At 56.8% G+C, this 236-nt stretch carries 1 tRNA gene; it reads right to left on the reverse strand.

The annotated features are described in order from the left end of the window. Nucleotides 1-160 precede the first annotated feature (160 nt). A tRNA-Glu gene (locus tag ACL9RI_RS27740) sits at nucleotides 161-233 on the reverse strand. Between the last annotated feature and the right edge of the window lie 3 nt (nucleotides 234-236).

The following is a 236-nucleotide window of genomic DNA, read 5'->3' on the forward strand; positions in this document are numbered from 1 at the left end:
TCCCCAAGGGGATTCGAACCCCTGTACTCACCGTGAAAGGGTGATGTCCTAGGCCTCTAGACGATGGGGACAGAAAACCTGCCCTGGATGCGCTGCTTTGCATCCCGACCTTGTTACTGCTCACTACTTGCGGCTGACTGTACGCCGCACTCGAATCTAGCGTCCCCAAGGGGATTCGAACCCCTGTACTCACCGTGAAAGGGTGATGTCCTAGGCCTCTAGACGATGGGGACAGA

It is taken from the genome of Janthinobacterium sp. Mn2066 (assembly GCF_049319705.1).
In the GTDB taxonomy this organism is placed as follows: domain Bacteria; phylum Pseudomonadota; class Gammaproteobacteria; order Burkholderiales; family Burkholderiaceae_D; genus Janthinobacterium.